Raw genomic sequence first — 20,722 nt, forward strand, 5'->3', positions numbered from 1 at the left:
CCATGTCGCCGGTTTGCAGGAACGCATCGGGCCAGCGGAACCTCGTCGTCTCCCGGAGCCATCGCACCTCGATCAGTCCGCCGTTCTGGTCGAAGGTACCGATCGGTCTCTCCCAGACAATCTCTGCCGAACGGACGCGCGCGTACTGTGATGCCCACTTCATGAGCACCGCATCCGCCGAAGAATGGGACGCCTGCCCCCTCGCCAAAGGGAGGAAGAGGAAGCAGAGCATCCAACACGCAACCAGAACGAGTCGTTGCGGCATCGACAATGCACCACCACTCATGGTCGCCATCCGGACTATCCAACACCCACGTAGTTCACTGTCCGCCGCCACCACCCCCACTGCCGACACACGGCACAGGATTCGGGTAGGCCACGAGCTGAGCCTGGAGGACATAGTGATCGTACACATCGCCTCCGACGCACGTCTGAAGATCTGGATCCCACGAGCCTCCCGTAAAGACGACGCAGGAGCCCTGGTACGGCACCTGATCGCCGCATTCCTTGTACGCCTGGAACGGCGGCGAGAAACCCGCACAGGACTCCCCCAAGTCGCAGAGCGCATAGTAATCGCAGGACTGGTTCTCGCTCAAGGTTTCGATCACCGGTATGATGGACTTGTTGCAGTTGCTCCCGACCGCGACCCCGCCGGCGACTGCAAGGACCGCGAGGATCCAGCAGCAGCAACGAGCACCACTTGGCCTGCCCATGAAGAGCCTCTTTTCCATGTTCGCACTCTACCGCGCCCCCCCCCCCAGGCGTGTCAAGGGAGAAGTTGAATCCATGGACCGTAGGCCCTCGATTCAATGTATCCCCTGTTCTAGCATGGGATTGCGCGATTCGTCCTCGATGCGCAAAGCCGGTTTTTCACTCCTCGAACTGCTCGTGTGCCTCGGGGTTGTCGCCATCCTGCTTTCGCTTGTTCTCCCCGCTCTCGACAAAGCGCGTCTCTCGGCGACCGAGATCGCCTGCCGCGCTCACATTTCAAGCGTCGGACAGCACCTCTCGATGTATGCACTCGACTTCCGCGACACTCCGATCGTCATCGTACCCGACTCTCCCGAGGTGACGCAAGACCCCTCCCGCTGGGTCGAGTATTCGGTCCAGATGGCCGACGCGCTGCAATCAAAGGCATGGCAGGAGGTGACCGGGCTCGAACTCCCCTTTTCCGATGTTTTGTACTGCCCCGCGAACCAGTTCCCGCCGGAATCCCGCTCGATCGACTATTGGCTGAGCGAATCGTGGTACGCCGATGTGCGATACCTCGATCCCTCCCTGCCTGAGCCTGATTGGCGTAACAGACTCGGCGCGCGCGTTCAGCGCATCTCATCCGTTCATTTTCCCTCGCTCAAGGCCGGGGCAAGGGAGATCTTTGTCTGGCACGGTTGGGGCGGTTCGGCACACTCCGCCAGCGGTTTCATCGACTATACCGACCTCGCTCTCTACACCTCTCCGAGGCCCGGCGCCGTGTGGTTCGTCGATGGACACGTTCGCCTTATGCATGCGCGCGACGCCACGCCGGTCGTGTATCGCTACCCCAACTGGCCCTACATCCCTTTCGGGACAACCCCGTGGGGCGTGCACGGGCGCGATCGCGACTGAGGCACGGAGCGAGCCTCAGCCTCCTCGATGCTCCAGGAACCCCACCGCCGTGAACTCGAAGGTGGGTGGTTCCGATCCCGGCGGGCGGGCGGCCGGGTCGGTCAGCGGGAGACGGCGAGGCCCGATCTCGCGGGCTTCGGCATCCACTTCGGGGGCGTGCTCTTCGCCGAGCGCGAAGCGCAGCGCGGCGCGGCCTGGTTCGGTGCGCTGGTCGAGCAGGGCGATCCATGCGCCGTCGGCGCGCCGGGCCATGCGGCGCGGCTCGGCGTCGTCGATGATGATGAAGACCGGGCGTGCCTCGGAGGACCGGCCCGAGGCGTCGTGCAGGACGATCGCGACGCCGCCGGGGAGGGACTCGGCGGGGACGAGGCGCGATCGTCCGGCGAGGTATTCGCCGAGGGCGTTCGCGCCGCCGGTCTGGCCCGCGCCCGCGCCGACGGGCGGGGCGGCGAGGCGCACGCCGCGTTCGAGCGAGAGGGCGACGGCGTAGAGAAGCCCGGCCACCACGAGGATCGGTGCGGCGAGGAAGAGCGTGAGCAGCACGCGCCTGCGCATGGGCTTGCGCGATGGTAGGTGGCAAGCGTGCCCGGATCGCGCACGCGGCGGCTATTCCTCCGGCGGGTTGATGACGGGCCAGAAGACCCAGTCGCCCCGGTGGCGGTCGCGGCCCATCTGTGTCGTGAGCGAGGCGGCGATCTCGGCCTGCTCGGAGCACCACAGGCGCGTCCCGTTCACCGTGCGCCCGACCAGATCGGCGATGCGGCCGGGAAGGCCGAACGAGTCGCAAGTCTCCAGCGCGCCGGCCGGACGGGAGTGTGTGACCCTCCCAACGAGGCCACCCGGCCGGGGTCGTGGTCACGATTCAGGCTCCCACCCCCGCGGCTTCCGGCCCGATCACCCCGAGCGCGGTCATGACCTGGGCCAGCGCTGCCCACTGTTTCGAGTCTGTCTCGAGGCGCCGCTTTCCGGCACCCGTCAGGGAGTAGTACTTGCGGGGACGGGCGGCTTCGCCCTCGCGCCACTCGGCCTGGATCAGGCCCTTGGCTTCGAGGTTGTAGAGGAGGGGGTAGAGGGTGCTCTGGCCCATGGCGAGGACGCCCTCGGTGCGGCTTGCAAGGGTGTCGACGAGTTCATACCCGTACATAGGCCGCACAAACAACAGCCGGAGTACGGCCACAGGGCCGGCACCCCGCATCAGTTCCCGTTCGAGCCTCATGGCTTGATTCCTGTGTCACAGACTATGCAACACATAGTATACGTCCCTGCCTGAGGCCCGGGATGCACCTTTCAGGCGGAGGGCGGGCGGGATGGCATTTTTTTTGGGTTGCAGCGACAAGATTGCTTGCCGAAGTGCGGAGTGTGGGGCATGTTCCAGCGGGTCAGGAAAGACGAGCCCATGTGAGGCTCGAACGGAAACCGGACACGGTCCCATCAACGTCACTGAAGAAGTGAGGAGATTCAGCATGAAGCGCGCTCTCGCAGTTCTCGCTCTGGCCGGCATCGCCGGCGCGGCCTCGGCTCAGCAGCAGATCCACTGGTACTGGACGGTCGGCGACACCGGCAACAACGACGGCGTGATCAGCGCCGGCGAGTCTGCCGTCCTGACGCTCTACGCCCAGTTCACCGCCCCCGGCCTGCACTACGCCGGCTCGATCTTTGACATCAAGGGCACGGGCAACCTGGACACCGGCACGTACACGTCCCGCGGCGCCAACCCGAAGCTGAAGGCACTGTCGAACGGCGACGGCAATCTGCAGGCGAACAACGACATCCTCGTCTGCGACACGTTCCAGCTCCCCGAGTTCTTCAACGCCGGCATCGACAAGAGCAACCCGATCATGGTGTACTCCATGACCTGGCAGCCGAACGACTACTCGAACCGCACGGTGAGCGGCGGCACGACCAACCACCTGAACCACTCTGTCTACATCGACACCTTCGGCACCTCCAAGGAGTTCACGCCCACCATCGAGGGCTTCAAGTTTGACGTGGTCCCCGCCCCGGCGTCGCTGGCCCTCGTCGGCCTCGGCGGCCTGGTCGCGGCCCGTCGCCGTCGCGCCTGATCGATCATCCGCATGCCCGGGCATGGGTCCGGGTTCCGATCGAACGCCCCCGTCCGCCCTCCGGCGGGCGGGGGTTTTTTTGCGGCCGGAACGCGCCGAGATAGAGTGAGACGATGACCAGTCGTGACAAACCCAGGCGGACTGCCCCGGCGTCTCGACTCGAGACGGTCGAGCCGATCGGCAAGCGCGTGCTGGTGCGCAAGGACGAGGACCGCAAGCAGACCAAGAGCGGTCTTCACCTGCCGGACAAGATCGAGATTCCGACGCTCACGGGGCGGATCGTCGCGGTTTCGTCGCAAGTTGAGCGTGACCCTGACTACCCGGTTCGGCGTTATGACCGGGTGCTGTTCAACCCGAAGGGCGCGGTGCCGGTGGACTTCGAGGGTGACAACCGGTTGTTCGTGATTCCGGTGGAGGACGTGGTGGCCGTGTTCCGTTCCGCCGCGGATGCCGAGGGTGGATCGGACGGTCAGGCCCCTCCGAGGTGAGCATGGCGTCGATGACCCCTCCGCTTTCGCTTCCCGATCCGTTGCCGGTCGCGCCGCTTCGCGTGGCGCGCGGCGGCGCCCCGTTTGACGTGACGGTGAGGCCGCCGGGGAGCAAGAGCCTGACGAACCGGGTCGTGCTGCTGGCGGCGTTGGCCCGGGGAACGTCGGTGATCCGAGGGGCGTTGATCGACGCGGACGATTCCGAGCGGATGGCGGCCGCGGCGACCGCGCTCGGCGCTACGGTCGAGCGAGACGGCGGCGCGGTGCGCGTGACCGGGGTCGGGGGGAAGTGGCGGGTCCCGACCGGCGGCGTGCGGCTGGACCTGGGGAACGCGGGAACGGCGACACGGTTCCTGGCGGCGTCGGTGATGCTCGCGGACGGATCGGTGACGATCGACGGCAACGAACGGATGCGACGGCGTCCGATCGGCGAGTTGATCGACGTGCTTCGAGCGTTCGGCGTTCGCGCCGAGTACCTGGAGACGGCGGGGTGTCCGCCGGTGCGCCTGGTTCCGCCGGAGGGCGGGGTGCGCGCGCCCGCGCGACTGGACATCGCGCCGACGCGGTCGAGCCAGTTCGTGTCGGCGTTGCTGCTGACCGCCCCGTGGCTTCGCGGCGGCGTGACGGTGCGACTGCTGGGAGAAGTGACGAGCGCGTCGTACGTGGAGATGACACTGAACCTGCTGAGCGCGCTCGGGGCGTCGGTGATGACAAGCGAGGACATGCGCGTGGCGCGTGTCGGCCCGCCGGAATCGCCGGACGGCGATGCTCGGCCCGGGCTTGACGCCTTCGAGTACGACGTGGAGCCGGACGCCTCCGGCGCGACGTACTTCTGGGGCGCGGCGGCGTTGTTTGCCGGCGCGTCGTGCCGGGTCGTCGGGCTCGGGACGGACTCGCTCCAGGCGGACGCTCGCTTCCCCGACCTGCTCTCGCGGATGGGGTGCCGGGTGACGGACGGGTCGGCCGGCGGCGTCGTTTCGACGACGGTGACAGGTGTTGAATCGCTCCGGCCTGTGATGGCTGACCTGTCGCGGATGCCGGACGCGGCGATGACGCTGGCCGTGGTGGCGGGTTTCGCGGGGGGGACGTCGGTGCTCCGCGGGCTGGGGACGTTGCGGGACAAGGAGTGCGACCGGATCGCCGCGCTGGAGCGTGAGCTGGGGAAGGTGGGTGTTCGCGTGGAACCGGGAACGGGCGGCGATGCGGGGACGCTGACGATCACGCCTCCGGCCGGGGGCATCGACTGCTCGGAGGGCGTCGCGCCGGTGGAGTTTGAGACATACGACGATCATCGCATGGCGATGTCTCTGTCGCTGGTGGGCCTTCGGCGGCCCGGCGTTTGGATCAGGAATCCGGGCTGCGTGGCGAAGACGTATCCGGGGTACTGGCGTGATCTGGAGAGCCTGCGGGGGCGCGGTGGATAGGCTTGTGGCTCGAAACCGGAGCAGGACGGGACGCCGGAGCGCACGATGCCGACACCAGCCGAACTGACGCAGCAGGCCCGCCGGATGCAAGCGAGCGGGCAGGTCCAGTCCGCGATCCAGATGTACCAGGCAGCGATCAAGGCGCAGCCTCGGAACGCGGACGCGCATCAGGGGCTTGGGCTTGCGTACCTGCAGATCGGGCAGCACCGCGAGGCGGTGGAGCACATGCAGCGCGCGGCGAAGTTGGAGCCGATGTCGGCCGAGCGGGTGTTCGTGCTGGCGAACGTGTACCGCAACATCGGCCTGATGAAGGAGGCGCGGGCGACGTTCGAGAAGGCGGTTTGGCTGAACAAGGACCACACGGGCGCTGTGGGCGGGCTTGCCCACCTGATGGGGGCGATGGGTGAGCGGGAGGAGGCGTTGGCACTGGTTGCCCCGGCGGCGTCGCGCGACGATGCACACCCGGAGGCCGTCGCGGTTCATGCGGAACTGTGCCTGCACCTGGGTCGTGCCGAGGAGGGGCTTGGCAATCTGCGGCGGCACGTGGATCGCCCGAACGTGCACCCGCTGGGCAGGCAGAGGCTGCTGTTCCAGCTGGGGCATGTGTACCAGGCGCTGGGGCGGTACGACGAGGCGTTCGATGCGTTCGATTCGGCGAACAGGCTGCACCAAGGTCGGTGGGATCGGGCGGGGTTTCGAGCGTCGGTGGATCGTGCGATCGCGGACTGGTCGCGTGAGGCGTTCTCGAACGTGTCGCCGTGCCCGATGCCGAGCGACCGGCCCGTGTTCATCGTGGGGATGCCTCGCTCGGGCACGACGCTGGTCGAGCAGATCATCGCGAGCCATCCGCGTTGCTACGGCGCGGGCGAGCTTGGGATCACGCGGCACGTCATGGCGCGGCTGCACAACACGTCATCGGCGAGCGTGCTGCCGCTGCCGCCGCCTTCGCGGATCGGCCCGGATGACGTGGTGCAGGCGGCGGCGTTCTACCTGCGCGCGCTGAAGTCGATCGAGGGGACGGCTGACCGCGTGACGGACAAGTTGCCGCTGAACTTCCTGTACCTGCCGCTGATCGCGCGGATGTTCCCTTCGGGGCACATCGTGCACTGCCTGCGCGATCCGGTGGACACGTGCCTGTCGTGCTGGACGCACAACTTCGCGGGTCCGATGCACTTCGCATACGACTTCGACAACCTCGCGGCGTTCTACGCGGACTACCTGCGTCTGATGCGACACTGGACGGAGGGGCTTGGCGTTCCCGTGCTCGAGGTGCGTTACGAGCGACTTGTGGCGGAGCAGGAGCCGCAGAGCCGCCGGATCGTCGAGGGGATCGGGGTCGAGTGGGATGACGCGTGCCTGCGGTTCTACGAGAACCCGCGGATGGCGATGACGCTGTCGATGGAGCAGGTGAGACGGCCGCTGTACGCGTCGGCGGTGGCCCGACACGAGCGGTACGGGGATCGGCTGGAACCGCTCCGGCAGGCGCTGCGGCGTGAGGGCGTGGATGCCTGAGCCGGGTCCGCCGGACGCCCGCCCTTTGGTAGAATCTCCCGTCGCTGGAAGGACCACGGCCCGGGGGACGGACCATGGCAGAGCGAGATTCGACGGTTTCGGAGCGAGCGTTGATCGTCGCTGCGGTGTACGGCGTCGTCGGCGGACTGTGGATCTTCCTTTCCGACGAGGTGGTGGCCGCGTTCACGACGGATGCCGCCCGGCTCACGTACTTCCAGACGAGCAAGGGGTGGTTCTTCGTCGCCGCTTCGAGCGTGCTGATCTACTTCCTGGTCCGTCATTTCATGGGGCGTGCCGTCGCGAGCGCGGCGGCACAGCACCGGGCGGAATCGAACCTGCTGATGGTGTTCAATCACCCGGCGATGCGCGTGTTCGTCAAGGATCCGGACGGGAAATACCTGCTGGCGAGCGAGGCATTCACCCGGCTGCTCGGGCTGACCCCCGGCGAGATCGTCAACCAGACGGACGAATCGCTGTTCGGGGTCGAGGCAGCGGCGGCGCTGCGCCAGGCGGATCGGCGTGCAATGCACTCGCACGGGATCACGGAATCGCAGGACGTGCTCCCGGTCGCGGGCATCCCGCGGACGATCGCCGTGCTGCGCGCGCGCGTGACCGATGAGAGCGGGCGGTGCGTCGGCGTCGTCGGCATCGCCGGCGAGGACGTGACGTCTCCTGACCTCGGGACGGCGGTTCGGCAGAGCCTGGAGCACGTGGTGCGGCGGCGCTCGGCCGCGCTGGCCGCGGCCGTGCGCGACCTGCACGGGCGGATCGCGGCTCTGCACACCGAGGCGGCGGAACTGCGGCGGCACGGTGATCGCCTCGCGGTCGAGCGTGAGAAGCTCGAAGCCGAGAAGCACGTGCTGACGGCGGACCTGCTCGCGGCCGAGCAGCGGCTGAACACGGTCGTCACGCACGTGCAGGCGATCGTGGCAGCGATCGACCAGGAGGGCGTCGTCGTGCTTGCGGAGGGGAAGCTGCTCCCCGAGGTCGGCTACAAGCCGGGCGGGTTGGTGGGTCGGAGCATCTTCGAGTTGTTCGCGGGCCGACCCGAGATCGTCGCCGCCTGCCGCCGCGCGTTGGAGGGCCGATCGGTCGCCGCGAGGCTGCCGGTGGGCAGGCTCGATCTTGACGCGAGGATCGTGCCCGTGCGCGACGCGGAGGGGCGCGTGGTGGGCGCGGTCGCGGTTGCCACCGAGGCGGATCGGCCCCCGAACCTCGCGGACGCTCTCCGCGACGATGACTTCGCGGACAAGCAAGGCGGCGGCTCGCCGCGTGCCGGCTGACCGGGCCGCCGACCGTTATGCCGCCGCGTATCCTTCCGCCCCGGCCCCGCGGACACGACCACCCGTGCCGGTGTCTCTTCACGCCCACTGTCCGTTGTCCACTGCCCGCTGTTCCAGGAGGAGTTCCCGATGCCCGCACCGATCACGATGACCGCCAACGGCCTGCGCGTCCCCGACGAGCCTGTGCTTCCCTTCATCGAGGGCGACGGCACGGGGCCGGACATCTGGCGGGCGAGCGTGCGCGTGTTCGACGCCGCGGTCGAGAAGGCGTACAGGGGCAAGCGGCGCATCCACTGGAAGGAAGTCCTCGCGGGCGAAAAGGCGTTCAACGCGACGGGCAACTGGCTGCCGGACGAGACGCTGGACGCTTTCCGCACGTACCTCGTCGGCATCAAGGGGCCGCTGACGACGCCGGTCGGCGGGGGCATCCGCTCGCTGAACGTCGCGCTGCGGCAGATGCTGGACCTGTACGTGTGCCTTCGGCCGGTGCGCTACTTCAAGGGCGTGCCCTCGCCGGTCAAGAAACCGGACGACGTGGACATGGTGATCTTCCGCGAGAACACCGAGGACATCTACGCGGGGGTGGAGTGGGAGGCCGAGAGCGAGGGGGCGAAGAAGGTCATCGCGTTCCTGCAGAACGAGATGGGCGTGAAGAAGATCCGATTCCCCGCGACGAGCGGCATCGGCATCAAGCCCGTCAGCCGCGAGGGGAGCGAGCGGCTGATCCGCGCGGCGATCAACTACGCGCTGCGCGAGGGCCGGCGGAGCCTCACGCTCGTCCACAAGGGCAACATCATGAAGTTCACCGAGGGCGCGTTCCGCGACTGGGGCTACGCCCTCGCGGCCCGCGAGTTCCGCGCCCAGGCCGTGAGCGAGCGCGAGTCGTGGATTCTCGGCAACAAGGAGGCCAACCCAGACCTGACGCCGGAGGCCAACGCCCGCATGATCGACCCCGGCTTCGACATGATGACGGCGGAACAGAAGAAGCGTGTCGTCGGTGAGGTCGAGGCCGCGCTGCGGCTGTGGCCCACGCACGGCGACGGCAAGTGGAAGAAGAAACTGCTCGTCCGCGACACGATCGCGGACATCACGCTCCAGCAGGTGCTGACACGGGCGAAGGACTTCGACGTCATCGCCACCATGAACCTCAACGGCGACTACCTCTCCGACGCGCTGGCGGCACAGGTCGGGGGCATCGGCATCGCGCCGGGCGCGAACATCAACTACGACACCGGGCACGCCATCTTCGAGGCGACGCACGGCACCGCGCCGAAGTACGCCAACCTCGACCAGGTGAACCCAGGCTCGGTGATCCTGTCGGGCGAGATGATGCTGCGGTACATGGGCTGGACCGAGGCCGCGGACCTGATCATCCGGGGGATGGACGGGGCGATCGGGGCCAGGACGGTGACGTACGACTTCCACCGGCTGATGGAGGGCGCGACGAAACTGAAGTGCTCGGAGTTCGGCGAGGCGGTGGTGAAGCACATGGGGTGAAGCATGACGCCACCGCTGCAGAAGCGGAATTCAGAAGGGGAGATGGGGGATGGCGTCCGTGGTGGCACGCAACGCGACGGTGTTGGCACGCGATGCACGGGGTTTCAGACCTGGACCTTGCGGTTGTAGACGAACCACTCGAGCATCATCACGCCGAGAGCGGCAAGCAGGAGCCAGGGCCAGAGGCGGCGGTTGACGTTCGAGCGCGAGGGGTCGATGGCGACGACGTCCGTGCCAGCGAGCGAGAGAGATGAGGCCGCGCCGACATCGGACTCGTCGGGGTCGAGCAGGCTGGCGGCGAAGGGGCGCAGGGCGCGCGTACCGACGGCGAGGTCCGCGGGTGTGCGCTCGCCGCGCCAGGTGACCTCGTGCACGCCGGCCTGTCGCACTGGGCCGTAGACGATGCGCCCGTCGGCTGCGGGCGTGAGCGAGACTTCGGTGCGGTCGGGCAGTCGGATGGCGACGTCGGCCGCGCCCTGCGGGAGGCGGTCGGTGAGGACGCTGCCGGGGCGAACGGAGCGGGCGTCGAGGCCGAGGTGGGAGGGATCCTGGCCGAGGTAGTTGAGGGCCTGTGCGATGAAGACGGGGAATGAGACGTAGAAGGGCCAGTAGGAGTCGGCGGGGTTGAAGGCGACGATGACGGCGCGGAGGTCTGCGGAGGCGAGGTCGAGGATGGCCGGGCCGCGGTCGGTCTCGGCGATGACGGTGATCGCGCTCTCGGGTCCGGGTTGGACGTTGCGGGTGGTGGAGACGACGACGTTGTCGAGGACGAGGCCGCGGAGCGCGGGGTGGTCGCGTCGCCAGTCGATGAGGACGCCCGGCTCGTCCGGGCCGAGGTCGGCCGCGCCGAGCGGAGGGGGGGGGACAGCACCGAGAACGAGGTAGCGGCCGGGGGGCATGGTCGGGCGGTCGCCCGGTGGTGGGAGCCAGGCATCCAGCACAACGACGTCGTATGCGCCGGTTTCGCCGCGGCGCGAGGCCGCGAGGTACTCGTCGGGCGTGTACTGGATGAGTTTCGCCAGCGGCAAGCCCTGGAGCGCGGACACGAGGAAGAGGCTCCCCTCGGTGACGACGGCGACGGAAAGCTGGCGGGCCGGGGGGACGACGAGCCAGGCGCGATTGTCGATTTCGAGCACGTCCGGTCCGTCGCCGGGGAGGAGGCGCACGGCGAAGAGACCGCCTTCGGGGCGTTCGAGGCGGAAGACGAGACTGGCCGTGCCGGGCCGCCAGAGGTCGGGGGGGGGCGACGTGCCGTCCGCGAGCGTGGGCGCGTGGGTGGTCGCGGGGGGGATGGTGACGGGCCTGATTCGCTCGACGACGCCGTCGATGACGAGTTCGAGTTCGGCGCGTCGTTCGGTGCGGTCGGTGCTCTGGAGGCCGACGAAGACGGTGAGTTCCGTGGGGTTGTCGTAGGTGCGTTCGGCGCGGAAAGCGGTGACGGCGAGGTTGGCGGCGTCGGGCGTGCCGAGGCGCGTGAACTGGACCTTGTCCTCGACGCCGGTGAGAACGCGCTGGGCATCGGGAAGCCGGCCATCGGAGAAGAGGTGGAGCGCGACGCCGCGGGTCTTGAGGCCCTCGACCGTGACCGCGCCGGTTTCCTCGACGAGCGTCTGGTCGGGCAGGTGGGCGCGGGCGAGGCGGACGGCCTCGTCGAGGCTCGATGGCGCGGCGGTCGGCTCGATGGCGTTGATGGCGGCCCTGAGCGCGGTCTTGTCGCCCGTGAACTGCTGGCGCACCTCGGCGGTCTGGTCGAAGGCGATGACCATGGCCTCATCGGCGCGGTCCGATCCGAGGAGGCTCTCGCCGCGGAGCGAATCGACAAGCCGGACGGCCTCACGCTTGGCGGCGTCGAGGCGCGACACACCGCCCTCGCCGTCCGTGCTCGACATGCTGGCGGAACGGTCGATGAGGATGACGTGCTGCAGGCCGCGGGGAACCTTGCCCTGCATCTCGGGCTGGCCGACCGCGACGAGCGCGGCCGCGAGCACGAGGAGTTGGAGCAGCAGGAGGATGTTGCGGCGGAGGCGTTGGAAGGGGGCGTTGGCCTGCAGGTCCTGCACGGCCTTCTTCCAGAGCAGCGTCGTGGAGACCTCGACCTCGCGACGGCGGAGTTTCAGGAAGTAAAGGATGATGAGCGCAGGCACCGCGATCGCGGCTGCAACGGCGGCAACGAGCGGGGTGAGCCAGGTCATCGCAGTACCCCCCTTCGCCGCATGTAGTCGAGGAGCAGCACGTCGATGGGCGTGTCGGAGCGGACCGTGAGGAGCGTGATGTCGCGGCGGGCGCAGAAGGTTCGCAACTGGTCGCAGTAGGCGGCGAGGTTGGCCTTGTAGCGTCTGAGAAGGGGCGCGCTGACGGTGATCTCGGCGAAGTCGGCGTCCTCGACATCGCGCAGGCGGAGGTCGCCGGCGATGTCGGGCTCGAGTTCCTGCGGGCTGAGCACCTGGAGGCAGAAGACGTCGTAGCCACGCCCCATGAGCAGTCGGAGGCCGGTCTCATAGCCCTCCTTGTAGAAGAAGTCCGACATCACGACCATGACGCCCTTGCCGCGGCGCGAGAGGGCGATGCGCTTGGCGGCCTCGGGGAAGTTGCTCCCGCCCTCGGGGCGGAGCGAGCAGAGCCAGGCGGCGAGTTCGTGGGTGCGCCGGCGGCCGCGCAGGTCGCGGACGGCGGACATGATGCCGGTGTGCGGGGCATCCCCGGATTCGCTCGCGCTCGTCCCCGGCGTGGCGGGCGTTCCGATGGCGGTCATGGCGACGCGGTTGTAGTTGACAAGGCCGACGTAGCCGAGGGCCATGGCGGCCTGCTGCATGAAGAAGAACTTGTTGGGCTGGCCGCAGTCGTGGCTGGCGGAGCAGTCGACGACGACGTGGAGGCAGAGGTCTTCCTCTTCGAGGAACAGTTTGAGGAAGAGGCGGTCGAGTCGGCCGAAGATGTTCCAGTCGATGTGTCGCAGGTCATCGCCGACGACGTAGGGGCGGTGGTCGGCGAACTCGACGCTCTCGCCGCGCTTCTTGCTGCGGCGCTCGCCCTTGAGCTTGCCGGAGAACATTTTGCGGCTGGTGACGTCCAGGCGCGAGACTCGTGAGATGAGTCGGCTGTCAAGCAGCTCGTCGAGGGATGCGGGTCGCTTGGGGTTCTCTGTTCGCAGCATGGGTCAGGGGTCCGAACGCAGAGGACGCAAAGAAGGCGCAGAGGACACGGAGACGGGATCGGGGTGGGAAACCCTTCGGCCGAGGGCCTGGGAGTTGATGCGGCGATAGACGCCCTTTGTGAGCAGCGGAACGTGGAAGTTGATGAGCAGCCCGAGCGGAAGGTCGGCGACGCGGAGGTACGTGAGCAGTTGCGCGAGGTGCACGTCGGCCACGGCCTCGACGGCCTTCAGTTCCACGACAACCGCCCTCTCGACCACCAGATCGAGCCGCTGGCCGTGGAGGTCCACGCCCTTGTACCGCACCGGAACGGCGACCTGGCGCGCCACTCGCAGGTTCTGGGACGCGAGTTCGTGGAGCATGGCCTCCTCGTAGAGACGCTCCAGCAATCCCGGGCCGAGCGTCCGATGCACCCCGATCGCACAACCGATGATGCGCTCGCTGACCTTGTTCAGGGCGTCGGGGATGTCGGGGTGCCGTGTGTCCAAACCAGTTCTTCCTCTCTGCGATTTCCGCGTTCCTCTCCGCGAACTCCGCGTTCTGCTTTACGCCCTTCCAGCCGCGAGAGGGACGCCGGCCTGTTCGGTGGGCGTGAGTTTGAGGATTTCGTCCACGATGGCGTCCCCGCTCACGCGGTCGGCCTCGGCCTCGAAGTTGAGGATGAGCCTGTGGCGCAGAGCCATGTGCGCCACGTGCTGCACGTCGGCATAGGCGGCGTGGTACCGACCGTCTGTGACGGCCTTCACCTTCGCGCCCAGCAGCAGCGCCTGGGCCGCGCGCGGGCTGGCGCCGCAGCGGACATATCGGTTCGTCGGGCCGTTCGGCCCGCCGGCGGCGTGCTTGCCCTCGGGGTGCGTCGCCAGCACGAGGCGTGCGGCGTACTCCTTGACGTGCGGCGCGACGACCACGCCGCGCACGAGCCGCTGGGCTTCGAGGATGCGCGGACCGTCCATGATCTTGGCGGGGTGCGGCGTCTCCTGCCCGGTGGTGCGGTCGAGGATGGTGATGAGATCGTCGAGCTGCGAGTAGCCGACGACGATCTTGAAGATGAAGCGGTCCAACTGCGCTTCGGGGAGCGGGTAGGTGCCCTCCTGCTCGATGGGGTTCTGCGTGGCGAGCACCAGGAACGGCTCGGTGAGGCGGTAGGTGACGCCGCCGACGGTCACGGCGTGCTCCTGCATGGCTTCGAGGAGGGCGGACTGGGTCTTGGGCGTGGCGCGGTTGATCTCGTCGGCGAGGACGATCTGGGCGAAGATGGGGCCGCGTTGGAACTCGAACTGCCGGCGGCCCGTGTCGGGATTCTCGGTGACGATGTTGGTTCCGATGACGTCGGCGGGCATGAGGTCGGGCGTGAACTGGATGCGGTTGAAGGGGAGGTCGAGCGTCTGGGCGAGCGTGCGCACGAGGAGCGTCTTGCCCAGGCCGGGGACGCCTTCGAGGAGCACGTTGCCGCCCGCGAAGAGGGCCATGAGGACGCCCTCGACGACCTCGTTGTGGCCGACGATGACCTTGCCGACTTCGGCCCGGAGGCGCTGGAAATCGTCGCGGAACTTGTCGCATGCCGCCCGGACTTCGCTGGGTGTCTGCTCGTGTGCTGGATTCGGGGCCATGGTGAACTCCTGCGTTGGCTGGTCGATCGGTCGTCTTATTCGTGATCTGCCGTAATGAGAACGGACGCGAAGATCGCGAGGGACCGGAGATCCGCGATAGAGTCGTGGTTCGTCACTTCGTCACTTCTCCTCTTCCTTCATGCCTTCCCTCGCTCGCTGCTTGGCCTTGAGCAGCCGCGACATCCCGGCCTCGGCGGTTTCGTCCTCGGCCTCGGTCTTCGGAGCGTGCTGCTTCGGCTGGTCGGGCGCCATCGGCTCGCCGCCGAGCGCGACCGGGCCGGACGCAGCGCGAGCGATCTGCTCTGCGGAAGCCTCGAACTTGCGCTTGGCGACATGCGGCGCGGCTGTGCCCGGGCCGCCGCTCCCGCCCGAGCGCACGAGGTCGGGGTCCGCCGTTTCGGGACGGGCGGTCATGCGTTCCTGCGTCTTCTGGCGCACGGCTTGGAGGGTCTCGAGTTTCATGCCCGCCTGGGCCTTGCTGCGTTCGAGCGCCTTGCGGCTCGCCTTGAAGGCGCCGATGACGTCGATCCGCACGCGCCGCACGGCGACATCCATGACGAACAGCCCGAGTCCGACGAGCGCGACATAGAGCCAGATCGGCTTCGTTGCCACGGGCATCGTCAGCCCCTCGCGCCGCCAGAGTTCCGCCGTGGCGGGCGCGGCGTCCAGCGAGAGGACGCGGCCGCCGGTCATCTCGGCGACCTGCATCAGCAGTGGCGTGTTGTCCTGGAGTGAGCGGAACTCTTCGGCGAATGGCCTCGTGATGGCGGCCTGCACGGTGCCCTCGGTCGCGGGTCCTCCCTCTTCGGTGGGGGGGGCGTAGTAGCGCAGGCTCATCACGTAGGTGCCGGCATCCGCGGTGGGGACGAGCGCTTCGAACCGTCCTGGACCGACCTGGCGAAGATCGACATCCACGCCGCCGCCGCCCGGCCCGGCTACGCGTCCACGGAAGACGGCCGACGGCAGGCGCCGCCCTTCGGCGTCCACCGCATCGACGACAACGAGCGTCTGTTCGCCGCGGTCTTCGGTGGTGACGCGAAGATTCGCGGAGCCGCTCGGTCGCATGGCCCATCGCGCGTGTTGTTCCCAGAACTGGCGGTACTTGCCCCACGCAAGCCAGTTTGTGGCCCAGCGTGCGGTAGCGTCGCTGGTGAAGGTGACGACGCGTCCGAGGCCGTACTGCCACTGCGCCCCGATCGGGTCGTTCTCCTTGCCGCGGATGGTGACCTGGGCCAGCCCCTCGCGTTCGGCGGCGACGACGTAGCCGGTGATGGGGGGCAGGCCGTCGATTCCGGCGGTGGTCTCGGAGAAGCCGGTCATCGTGGGCGCGAAGGCGGGGCCTTCCCAGATGAGGCTGCGACGGACGACCTGTGCCTCCTTGACGAAGATCTGCGGCAGGCTGGCGAGGGCAGCGTTGGTGGTGACCTCGTAGTACTCGCCGCCGGTGCGCGTGGCCATGAGCCTCATGGTGCTCAGGTCGCGCATCGAGTGCGGGTAGACGCCGACGGCGGAAATGGTGACGCGGTTGGCGCGGTACTGGTCGAGCAGTGCGGTGGAGAGCGACGGGTCGCCGTCGGAGATGACGATGACGTGTCGCTGGCCGGCGTCCACGGCGAGCAGGCCCTGAAGGGCGAGTTGCAGCGACGGGTCGAAACTCGGCATGTCGCCGAAGACAAGGCGGTTGATGGCCTGCTTGACGGCCATCCCATCGCCCTTGGGCTGGAGCGGGAACGTCCAGTCGGTGCCCGCCTGCCAGCCATACTCGACGATGCCGACGTAGTCAAGTCGGCTGAGCGCATCAACGGCGGCGTTGCAGACCTGCTTGCCGTAGTAGACGCCGTTGGGCATCTCGACGGAGTGGATGACGAGGGCGAGCGCACCGCGCGGCATCTGGCGTTTCTGGGGCGGGTCGAGACGGATGGGGAGCGCGTCTTCGAGGGGCGATCCGATCCAGCCGCCCGCGCCGAAGGACTGGTCACCGCCGATCATGAGCAGGCCGCCGCCGGTGTCGTGGACGTATTGGCGCAGGGCCTGCTGCTGGGCTTCGGAGTAGTCGTAGGCGGCCTGGTTCACCATGACGACCGCGTCGTAGGCTGTGAAGCCGGCGAGATCGACGGGCGCGCTCTCGGGCGTGCGCACGTCGGCGCGTATCTCGGACTCGGCGAGCGCGCCGACCAGGGCGGCTGATTCGTCCACCGGCCCGCGGTCGCTCCGCAGGACAAGCACGCGGCCCTCGCCGGAGACGAACGTGACCGCGAGGGCCTGGTTGTTCTCGATGATGCCGTCGTTAGGCACGCCCGCCGCGGTGAGCTCCGGCTCGAACACCGCCCGGAACTGGTGCGCGCCGCGGCCGGGCATCTGGACCGGCACGCTCAGCACGTTCGTGCCCGCGCGCAACTCGACGGGGACGCTCACCTCGGGCGAGTCGGGGTCGAGGTCCATCGGATGGTCGTTCATCAGGATGGAGAGGCGGCCGTGTGCGGGGCGCGTGGCAGTGAGGACGACGCGCAGCGGAACGATCTCGCCCTCGCGCGCCAGCACCGGTGCGACAAGACGATCGGCGATGACCTCGTTGTCATAGCGATAGCGCAGCGGGAGCACGTCGATCGGCACGCCAGCGGCGCGGGCCGCCTCGGCCGCGCGGACGAGGCTGCCCTCGGTTTCGTTGCCGTCGCTGACGAGCAGGATGCGGTTGGCGGCGTCGTGGGCGGCGGTGGCGAGGGCGAGTTGCACGGCGGAGGCGAGGTTCGTGCCGTCGGTCGCGCCGACCATGCGCCGCTCGACGCGATCGACGCGACGGCTCGGGAGGTGCTGGACGTATGCCTCGCGCGCGGTGGCGATGAGGCCGCGCCGATCGTCGGTCTTCTTCTCGGCGGTCGCCTGGTCGATGAAGCGGTCGGCACGGACCTGCAACTCAACGGGGACGGAGCGGCTGACGTCGAGGATGACGCTCACTGCCACGTCGCGGCTCTGCTTTCGGAGTTGCGGCTCGGCGACCGCGCCGGCGACGAGCGCGATCACGAGCATCCGCACGCCGACGGCGACACGGCGGGTCGTCCCGCCGAGGCCGCTCAGGCTGCGGCGCGAGAGCCAGACGGTGAGCGCCCAGAGCACGGGGATCAGGATCAGCCAGATCGGCCGGAGAAACTCGATCGGTCCCATGGTGAGGGCGGCCAGCGTCACCCGCCGCCTCCCTGCGTGTCATGCCGGGCCGCTCGCACGGTGCGCGGTGAGGGACGATCGAAGCCCAGCACACGGCCGTTGCCCGAGTCGAGCACGAAGACGGTGCGCTCCAGGACGGCGACGCCCCAGGGATAGGCGAGTTCGCCGCGCCCTCGCCCGGCGCGGCCGTACGCGGCGAGGGCGTCACCCGTGTCGAGATCGATGCGCTGAACGCGGGAGTTGCCGAACTCGGCGACGAGGGCGGTGCGATCGGGGAGGACCGCCAGGCCGTAGGGGTAGCGGAACCGGCCCGGCTCCGCGCCGGCGTGTGCGGGCGAGCCGTACCAGGCGACGAGCGCGCCCTCCGGCGTGAAGCGGCCAACGCGGTGGTTGCAGGAATCGGCGACGATGATCTCGCGGCGGGTCGGCTCCCAGGCGATCGACTGGGGCCGGTTGAACTCGACCCCCCCGCCCGAGCCGAACGCCCCGAACGCGAAGAGGAAGTTGAGTCGGGCGTCGAAGACGCTGACGCGGTCGTTCCCGCCGTACTCGGCAACGTAGACGCGCTCGACACCCCCCCCCTCGGTTGTTACGACCGCGACGTCCGTAGGGTAGATGAACTCGCCTTCGCCCTTGCCGTATCGCCCGACGGAGGCGAGCAGGGTCGCCTCGCCGTCCACCTTCGTCGGCGGGCGATAGACCATCAGGCGGTGGTAGTGCGTGTCGGCGATATAGAGGGCAGGCTCGGGCGGGTCACCGAACGGAGCGGCGGTGATGCCGACGGGTTTGCCCAGCTCCCACTCGGGCATGCGGAACGAAGCGAGGCACTCGCCTGTTCGCGGGTCGAGCCGCTGCACCCGGGCAGTCTTGTCGATGACCCAGAGGGATTCGCCGTCCGCGTCGATGCAGCGGGGGTAGGCGAACTGGCCCGGTGCCCCGCCCGGCTCGCCCAGTTCGACGCGGACCTCGATCGGCCCACCTGTTTCGGGGCCGCATCCCGAGACGGAGAGCACGCCGGGAGTGAGCGCAGTGGCGCATGACAGGCTGAGCGCTCCACGCCCGGCCACCCCGCGCCGTCCTCGCCCGACCCCGGCTCGCATGTCCCTGACAGGGTACCGGCCGCCCCGCCCGGCGGTTCCCCGGACCATTCGGGCGGCGTCTTTCAGCACCCCTGGCGTGTCGTGCGTGTGGTCAGGACGATCGCGCCGATGCTGATCGCAAGCCCGACAGCGATGAGCAAGACAGATGCCGCGGAGAGGTCCGACTGCCGGGCGAAGTGCAGGAAGTTGAGCATGAGCGTGGCGAGTCCTCCCAGCCCGGGCGGCTGGAGCTGGCTCGCGGCCTCGACTTCGTGGAAGGCGAGCGCGGCGGTCGCCAGCCCCGCGCCTGCCAGGGCGCCGGCCTGCATCGGCCACGCCGTTCGCCACCAGCCGCGCGCGCCCTCGGCCCCGTCGAGGCGGCGCAGGTCGGCCAGTTCGCGCGGCTGGAGCCGGGCGAGCACGAAACCGATCAGAACGCCCAGAAACCCGAACCGCGCCACCTCCCCCACCGCCACGACCATGATCGACCCGCCGACGATCGGCGTCCGGCCGTAAGCCGCATCGACGGCCGAACCGATGAGGACACCAGGCAGCAGCGCGGCCGTGAGCCACGACGCGAGCGCACACGCCGCAATCCCGCGGTGGGCGCGGCGACGAGAGCTGCCGATCGACGCAACGCACACGGCGACGAGGGCAGCGATTGCACCCGCCACCGCCGCCCACGCCGCGCTGCTCGCGACTGCCGGCGCGATGGTGCGCGCCGTATTGGCGATGGCTCGGAGACTACCCGCGTCGCGCGCGAGCAGCATGAACGGCACGGCCACGCTGAGCGACCACACCACGGCGGCCGCGCACCACGCGAACGCGCCAACGCCGTGACGTTCGTCGCCTGCGTCATCACCTGTGCGAGCCGAGGCCGCACGAGCGATCGGACCGGCGATGGCGACGCCGGCGGCGAGGGCGACCGTGACGAGCGGCCACGCCGAGGCCCATGACCGCCATCGCTCCGCGAACGGGTGGAAATCCAGCGAGAACCAGACGACCTCGACGGCGTACGTCGGCACGTTGGCGACGTGCAGCGGCACGGGCGAAGCGAGCGTGAGCAGCGCGGCACACCCGGCCGCGGCGAACCACCCCCACCGCGTCGCCGAGACGATGAACGCCGCTCGGCGCCATCCGGGCATGGGTTCGAGCGCGATCGCATCGAGCACGGCGCGGTCGAGCCGGCGCGCCGCGATGGCGAGCACAACGGCAGCGACCGGCCAGACCCACAGCACCAGCCCGAGCCATGCGAAGGCACGCCCCATCGCCAGCGGCGCCCATGTCGCACCGCGATGGATTGCATCTTCTACAACGCCCGCGAGGAATCCGCCGGGCGCTCGGAGGAGATTCCACCCCGCGTAGGCGAGGTAGTTCGGCAGGAGCATGGGCGCGAGCAGGAGGGGCGCCCAGGCCGATCGCGCGGCTCGCAGCGCCCATGCGGCCGGCCAGGCCAGCGCGGCCGCAGGCACGCCGACGCCGACCGCCCACGCCAGGGACCGCGCGAGCGCGGCGGCACGTCCGCGCGTGAGGACCAGGTCGGCCGCGCCGAAGTCGTGCACGCCTCGCACGACGCCGACCATCGCCCAACCCGCGGGCCAGAGCACGGCGACGCCGACGACAAGCAGCAGCACGATCGCCGGGGGTGAATACGCGACGAACCGGATCGCGCGTGCCGATGCGGGCGTGTGCGGTTCGTCCGGCATCGGGCCGAGTCTACACGCCCGCGGAACGCCCCCGCGGGCGGCAGCGCACGCCCCGCGTGGCCCCGATATCATGCCCGCCCTGTGCCGGGGGTTCTCTCCAATCTCTGCAGCGGCCCCAATGAGCGTTGGGCGGCGTGCGAC

Annotated in this window: 16 protein-coding genes; 7 read left to right on the forward strand and 9 right to left on the reverse strand. The window is 69.0% G+C overall.

Going from position 1 to position 20,722, the window contains the following annotated elements; genetic code table 11:
* Window positions 1-612: 612 nt before the first annotated feature.
* Window positions 613-1,605: a prepilin-type N-terminal cleavage/methylation domain-containing protein gene (locus tag FBT69_10040; GenBank protein ID MDL1905134.1), complete on the forward strand. Its 993-nt coding sequence runs from the start codon at window positions 613-615 to the stop codon at window positions 1,603-1,605.
* Between the two features lie 15 nt (window positions 1,606-1,620).
* Here FBT69_10040 and FBT69_10045 read toward each other — a convergent pair whose 3' ends face one another.
* Window positions 1,621-2,160 carry a hypothetical protein gene (locus tag FBT69_10045; GenBank protein ID MDL1905135.1) on the reverse strand — a complete coding sequence of 180 codons (540 nt, stop codon included), beginning with the start codon at window positions 2,158-2,160 and terminating at the stop codon, window positions 1,621-1,623.
* 307 nt (window positions 2,161-2,467) lie between these two features.
* Window positions 2,468-2,821, reverse strand: coding sequence for a PadR family transcriptional regulator (locus FBT69_10050; GenBank protein ID MDL1905136.1), 354 nt, complete (start codon window positions 2,819-2,821; stop codon window positions 2,468-2,470).
* Window positions 2,822-2,912: 91 nt separating this feature from the next.
* Between FBT69_10050 and FBT69_10055 the strand changes: the two genes are divergently transcribed.
* From FBT69_10055 to FBT69_10080, 6 genes are all read left to right on the forward strand, one after another.
* Window positions 2,913-3,668, forward strand: a complete 756-nt coding sequence (locus tag FBT69_10055; GenBank protein MDL1905137.1) for a PEP-CTERM sorting domain-containing protein — start codon at window positions 2,913-2,915, stop codon at window positions 3,666-3,668.
* Window positions 3,669-3,781: 113 nt separating this feature from the next.
* Window positions 3,782-4,156, forward strand: coding sequence for a co-chaperone GroES (locus FBT69_10060; GenBank protein MDL1905138.1), 375 nt, complete (start codon window positions 3,782-3,784; stop codon window positions 4,154-4,156).
* Between the two features lie 11 nt (window positions 4,157-4,167).
* Window positions 4,168-5,580 carry a 3-phosphoshikimate 1-carboxyvinyltransferase gene (gene aroA, locus FBT69_10065; GenBank protein ID MDL1905139.1) on the forward strand — a complete coding sequence of 471 codons (1,413 nt, stop codon included), beginning with the start codon at window positions 4,168-4,170 and terminating at the stop codon, window positions 5,578-5,580.
* 45 nt (window positions 5,581-5,625) lie between these two features.
* A complete protein-coding gene (locus FBT69_10070; GenBank protein ID MDL1905140.1) occupies window positions 5,626-7,092 on the forward strand; it encodes a tetratricopeptide repeat protein in 1,467 nt (488 codons plus the stop codon).
* A gap of 74 nt (window positions 7,093-7,166) precedes the next feature.
* A complete protein-coding gene (locus FBT69_10075) occupies window positions 7,167-8,375 on the forward strand; it encodes a PAS domain-containing protein (protein ID MDL1905141.1) in 1,209 nt (402 codons plus the stop codon).
* A 129-nt stretch (window positions 8,376-8,504) separates the two neighbouring features.
* Window positions 8,505-9,872, forward strand: a complete 1,368-nt coding sequence (locus FBT69_10080) for an NADP-dependent isocitrate dehydrogenase (protein MDL1905142.1) — start codon at window positions 8,505-8,507, stop codon at window positions 9,870-9,872.
* 104 nt (window positions 9,873-9,976) lie between these two features.
* On the opposite strand, the gene FBT69_10085 is transcribed toward FBT69_10080, so the two are convergent.
* From FBT69_10085 to FBT69_10115, 7 genes are all read right to left on the reverse strand, one after another.
* Complete coding sequence (locus FBT69_10085; GenBank protein MDL1905143.1) at window positions 9,977-12,064, reverse strand: VWA domain-containing protein; 2,088 nt, start codon at window positions 12,062-12,064, stop codon at window positions 9,977-9,979.
* On the reverse strand, window positions 12,061-13,026 hold the full coding sequence (locus FBT69_10090) for a DUF58 domain-containing protein (GenBank protein MDL1905144.1): 966 nt from the start codon (window positions 13,024-13,026) through the stop codon (window positions 12,061-12,063). The genes FBT69_10085 and FBT69_10090 overlap by 4 nt, the downstream gene beginning before the upstream one ends.
* A gap of 3 nt (window positions 13,027-13,029) precedes the next feature.
* Window positions 13,030-13,491 (reverse strand): GxxExxY protein, encoded by a 462-nt coding sequence (locus FBT69_10095; GenBank protein MDL1905145.1) that lies wholly within the window; start codon window positions 13,489-13,491, stop codon window positions 13,030-13,032.
* 78 nt (window positions 13,492-13,569) lie between these two features.
* Entirely contained in the window at window positions 13,570-14,634 is a 1,065-nt protein-coding gene (locus FBT69_10100; protein ID MDL1905146.1) for a MoxR family ATPase, read from the reverse strand.
* A gap of 120 nt (window positions 14,635-14,754) precedes the next feature.
* Window positions 14,755-17,817, reverse strand: a complete 3,063-nt coding sequence (locus tag FBT69_10105; GenBank protein MDL1905147.1) for a VWA domain-containing protein — start codon at window positions 17,815-17,817, stop codon at window positions 14,755-14,757.
* Window positions 17,814-18,944, reverse strand: coding sequence for a hypothetical protein (locus FBT69_10110; protein MDL1905148.1), 1,131 nt, complete (start codon window positions 18,942-18,944; stop codon window positions 17,814-17,816). The genes FBT69_10105 and FBT69_10110 overlap by 4 nt, the downstream gene beginning before the upstream one ends.
* Before the next feature lie 14 nt (window positions 18,945-18,958).
* Window positions 18,959-20,581 carry a hypothetical protein gene (locus FBT69_10115; GenBank protein MDL1905149.1) on the reverse strand — a complete coding sequence of 541 codons (1,623 nt, stop codon included), beginning with the start codon at window positions 20,579-20,581 and terminating at the stop codon, window positions 18,959-18,961.
* Between the last annotated feature and the right edge of the window lie 141 nt (window positions 20,582-20,722).

The sequence above is a fragment of the Synechococcales cyanobacterium CNB genome (genome assembly GCA_030263455.1).
Taxonomy (GTDB): domain Bacteria; phylum Planctomycetota; class Phycisphaerae; order Phycisphaerales; family UBA1924; genus CAADGN01.

What these genes read in the sequence shown, in the direction of transcription:
- FBT69_10040 (MDL1905134.1), top strand. Translation starts at nt 613, where the DNA reads ATGATGGACTTGTTGCAGTTGCTCCCGACCGCGACCCCGCCGGCGACT.
- FBT69_10045 (MDL1905135.1), bottom strand. Translation starts at nt 2,160, where the DNA reads ATGCGCAGGCGCGTGCTGCTCACGCTCTTCCTCGCCGCACCGATCCTC.
- FBT69_10050 (MDL1905136.1), bottom strand. Translation starts at nt 2,821, where the DNA reads ATGAGGCTCGAACGGGAACTGATGCGGGGTGCCGGCCCTGTGGCCGTA.
- FBT69_10055 (MDL1905137.1), top strand. Translation starts at nt 2,913, where the DNA reads ATGGCATTTTTTTTGGGTTGCAGCGACAAGATTGCTTGCCGAAGTGCG.
- FBT69_10060 (MDL1905138.1), top strand. Translation starts at nt 3,782, where the DNA reads ATGACCAGTCGTGACAAACCCAGGCGGACTGCCCCGGCGTCTCGACTC.
- aroA (MDL1905139.1), top strand. Translation starts at nt 4,168, where the DNA reads ATGACCCCTCCGCTTTCGCTTCCCGATCCGTTGCCGGTCGCGCCGCTT.
- FBT69_10070 (MDL1905140.1), top strand. Translation starts at nt 5,626, where the DNA reads ATGCCGACACCAGCCGAACTGACGCAGCAGGCCCGCCGGATGCAAGCG.
- FBT69_10075 (MDL1905141.1), top strand. Translation starts at nt 7,167, where the DNA reads ATGGCAGAGCGAGATTCGACGGTTTCGGAGCGAGCGTTGATCGTCGCT.
- FBT69_10080 (MDL1905142.1), top strand. Translation starts at nt 8,505, where the DNA reads ATGCCCGCACCGATCACGATGACCGCCAACGGCCTGCGCGTCCCCGAC.
- FBT69_10085 (MDL1905143.1), bottom strand. Translation starts at nt 12,064, where the DNA reads ATGACCTGGCTCACCCCGCTCGTTGCCGCCGTTGCAGCCGCGATCGCG.
- FBT69_10090 (MDL1905144.1), bottom strand. Translation starts at nt 13,026, where the DNA reads ATGCTGCGAACAGAGAACCCCAAGCGACCCGCATCCCTCGACGAGCTG.
- FBT69_10100 (MDL1905146.1), bottom strand. Translation starts at nt 14,634, where the DNA reads ATGGCCCCGAATCCAGCACACGAGCAGACACCCAGCGAAGTCCGGGCG.
- FBT69_10110 (MDL1905148.1), bottom strand. Translation starts at nt 18,944, where the DNA reads ATGGTCCGGGGAACCGCCGGGCGGGGCGGCCGGTACCCTGTCAGGGAC.
- FBT69_10115 (MDL1905149.1), bottom strand. Translation starts at nt 20,581, where the DNA reads ATGCCGGACGAACCGCACACGCCCGCATCGGCACGCGCGATCCGGTTC.